Annotated in this window: 4 protein-coding genes; 3 read left to right on the top strand and 1 reads right to left on the bottom strand. The window is 69.6% G+C overall.

Annotation, left to right across the window (positions count from 1 at the left end):
- Both ACH4D5_RS38820 and ACH4D5_RS38815 read left to right on the top strand, forming a co-directional pair.
- Positions 1 to 89: adenosylhomocysteinase (locus ACH4D5_RS38820; RefSeq protein ID WP_398312883.1), on the top strand; the 89-nt coding region annotated here is incomplete at its 5' end.
- 101 nt (positions 90 to 190) lie between these two features.
- Positions 191 to 805, top strand: coding sequence for a hypothetical protein (locus ACH4D5_RS38815; RefSeq protein ID WP_398312980.1), 615 nt, complete (start codon positions 191 to 193; stop codon positions 803 to 805).
- A gap of 6 nt (positions 806 to 811) precedes the next feature.
- Here the strand turns inward: ACH4D5_RS38815 and ACH4D5_RS38810 are convergent, their stop codons facing one another.
- Positions 812 to 1,795, bottom strand: coding sequence for an RDD family protein (locus ACH4D5_RS38810; RefSeq protein ID WP_398312977.1), 984 nt, complete (start codon positions 1,793 to 1,795; stop codon positions 812 to 814).
- Between the two features lie 98 nt (positions 1,796 to 1,893).
- Between ACH4D5_RS38810 and ACH4D5_RS38805 the strand changes: the two genes are divergently transcribed.
- Positions 1,894 to 2,901 carry a stage II sporulation protein M gene (locus ACH4D5_RS38805; RefSeq protein ID WP_398312974.1) on the top strand — a complete coding sequence of 336 codons (1,008 nt, stop codon included), beginning with the start codon at positions 1,894 to 1,896 and terminating at the stop codon, positions 2,899 to 2,901.
- Positions 2,902 to 3,216: the final 315 nt, after the last annotated feature.

Here is a 3,216-nt window from a genome sequence, read left to right as displayed (position 1 = left end):
TCAAGCTGACCACGCTGCGCCCGGAGCAGGCCGCCTACATCGGTGTCGAGGTCGAGGGCCCCTTCAAGCCCGACCACTACCGCTACTGACCCCCGACCGGCCACCGGTCAGCCCCACTTCAGCAGGCCCTCGCCCCCGCGGCGGGGGCCTGCCCCTTTGAGAAACCCGACCGAGGACCAGGACCCACCCCATGCCCCGCGGCCGATATTCGCTCCATGATCCGCACGATCACACCCCCCTCGGTGAAGAACACTTCCACTGCGCGCCCGGCCCCTCCGGCTGGCGCTACGTCTCCCAACGGACCACCACCTCGGGCACCCCCGCCGGCTCCGTCGACCTCGCACTCGACGACCGCGGCCGCCCCATCCGCCTGGAACTCCGCGCGGGCGACTGGCAGGTCCGCGCCGGCGCCCTCAACGGCGTCACCTGGGTCCGCACCGACCCCACGGGCGCCCACGCCACCGAAGACAACGCCCCCGCCCACGCCTTCACCGGCACATCCCCCGCCTTCCTCATCGCGACGGCCCGGCTCCTGCGCCTGACCCCCGCTTCCCCCGCGACCCGTGTCCGCCTGGTCGCCTTCACCGATCCGGTCCTGGCACCCCGCACCCTCGACCAGTCCTGGACCTTGCTGAAAAGCGAAGCACACGCCACTGACAACGGCCCGCTGATCGTGGACGAGTACCAGGTCACGGCCCTGGACACCGGCGAACAGCACGCCGTCCACATCACCGGCGACGTCGTGCTCGCGGCCCCCGGCATCGAGCTGGAGCACCTCGAGACCCCACCGTCGACCTTCGCCTGAAACCGATCAGGCAGGCGGCTGGAACCCGGTAACCGGACGAGACGCCTCCGCCCCCTGCCCATCAGGAGCAGGACCAGGAGCGGAAGCGGAAGCAGGAGCAACGGGAGGCGGGGCAGAAGCGGACGGATAAGCGCCGCCTCCGGCAGCGTGGCCAGAGCCAGCCGCATCGCCAGCACTAGCGCCACCCGCAGCACCAGCGCCGCCCACGGCACCAGAACCCCCCACACCACCAGGGCCGCTCACCCCACCAGCGGCCCGTCGCGCATCCCGCGTCTGCCGTTCGTGCACCACGGCCGCCAAGTACGCGGCGGGCGGCACCCCGTGCGGCGCCGGAGCGCCGGTCCGTTCCGCCAGATCCCCGGCGAGCCGCTCCGCCATCGCCCAGCCCACCTGAGGATCCAGCTGCTGCATCCGCGTCAGGTACTGCCGAATGGCGAGCCACAGACCCTCCGGCACTCCGGAGAGATCCAGCCCGGAGAACTGCCCCACCAGCCAGGGCGGCGGCGGGGGTACGAACGCCGTGCGCCCCGCCGGCACCCGCTCACGTACGACCAGCGTCCCCGCGAACACATCCCCGAGCCGCCGCCCCCGCGCCGACACCAGCGACGCGATGCACGCGACGACCCCGAACGTCAGCAGGATCTCGACGACCCCGATGGCCCCCCGCACCAGCGCGTGCCGGAACCGGATCGGCCCCCCGTCGTCCCGCACCACGCGCAACCCGCACGCCAGCTTCCCGAGCGACCGCCCGTGGCTGAGCGTCTCCACCGCGATGGGCCCACCGACCAGGATCAGCACGAAGCTGGCCACCGCGACCGCGGCAGCCGCGGCATCGTCCAAGGAGGAGGTCGAGGCGACGAACCCGATGGTCACGCCCAGATACACCGCCCATGCCACGACCAGGTCGATCAGCACGGCAAGCACCCGACTGGGCAGCTTCGCGGGCCGCAGCTCCAGCGCCACCGCCTCGCCCGTCACCAGCTCACTCACGCCGCCACCCCTTCCCTGCACTGCCGTAGGACTGGCCAGTCTGCCAAGCTGATGAATCACGCGCCGCAGTACGAGGAGCTACGAGGAGCAGTCAACGGATGGACCTCGATGTCTTCGTGTCGTCCCACCGGGCCGAGTGGGACCGACTGGAAGCCCTGCTGCGCCGCCAGCGCCGCCTCACCGGAGCCGAGGCCGACGAGCTGGTCACCCTCTACCAACGCACGGCCACCCACCTCTCCCTGATCCAGTCCACGGCACCCGACCCGCAGCTCATCGGGCGCCTCACCCATCTGGTGGCACGCGCGCGTAGCGCCGTGACAGGCACACGCCGTGCTTCCTGGCGGGACGTGACCCGCTTCCTGACCCACGGTTTCCCCGCAGCGGTCTACCGATCCCGTCGCTGGTGGATACCCACGGCGCTGCTCTCGACGGTCCTTGCAGCGGTGATCGGCTGGTGGATCGGCACTCATCCCGAAGTCCAATCCTCCATCGCCGCCCCCAGCGAGCTCCGGGAGATGACCCGCCCCGGCGGCCAGTACGAGACGTACTACTCCAGTCACCCGGCGACCTCCTTCGCCGCCCAGGTCTGGACGAACAACGCCCAGGCGGCCGCGATGTGCCTGGTCCTGGGAGCCTTCCTCTGCTTCCCGGTCCTATGGATCCTCTTCCAGAACATGCTCAACCTCGGTGTGGGCATCGGCCTGATGTCCTCGGCCGGCCGCCTCGACACCTTCCTCGGCCTCGTCCTGCCGCACGGCCTCCTCGAACTGACGGCGGTCTTCGTAGCCGCCGGCACAGGCCTGCGCCTCGGCTGGACCGTCATCGACCCGGGCCCCCGCACGCGTCGCACCGCCCTGGCCGAGGAGGGCCGCGCAGCTCTCGGCATGGCCATAGGTCTGGCCCTGGTTCTCTTCGTCTCCGGCGCCATCGAAGGCTTCGTCACCCCGTCGGGCCTCCCGACCTGGGCCCGCATCACCATCGGAATCGTCGCCGAACTGGCATTCCTCGCGTACGTCTATGTGCTGGGCGGCAGGGCGGCCCGCGCGGGGGAGACGGGCGACTTGGACCAGGACGAACGCAGCGCCTCCGTCCCCCTCGCAGCTTGATGTGCGTACGGCACACCTGACCTGCTAGTCTCCTCATCGCCCCGGAAAAACCGTTGACACGGAAGGACCGGGGAGGTAGATTCGAACAGTTGCCTAGAGCTGGACAAGTCCGGCGGCGGCAGTTAAAGTCTGTCTGCTTCTTGAATTTCATTGATCGAGAAGCCACCCCCCGATGATTCGGAATCTGAAGCCGGTAAGACCGGCCGAAAACTTCTGATAAAGTCGGAACCGCCGGAAAGGGAAACGCGAAAGCCGAAAGGCCGGAGCGGGAACCGGAAAGGCACCGAGGAAATCGGACACGAAAGAGTCTGATAG

Origin of the sequence: Streptomyces sp. NPDC018029 (assembly GCF_044327655.1) — a bacterium.
Lineage (GTDB): Bacteria > Actinomycetota > Actinomycetes > Streptomycetales > Streptomycetaceae > Streptomyces.
The sequence above is the reverse complement of the archived record's forward strand: the minus strand, read 5'-3'. Positions and strand labels throughout refer to the sequence as shown.

Excerpts from the sequence above, each read along its gene's own strand:
- ACH4D5_RS38815 (WP_398312980.1), top strand. The coding sequence starts at position 191 with ATGCCCCGCGGCCGATATTCGCTCCATGATCCGCACGATCACACCCCC.
- ACH4D5_RS38805 (WP_398312974.1), top strand. The coding sequence starts at position 1,894 with ATGGACCTCGATGTCTTCGTGTCGTCCCACCGGGCCGAGTGGGACCGA.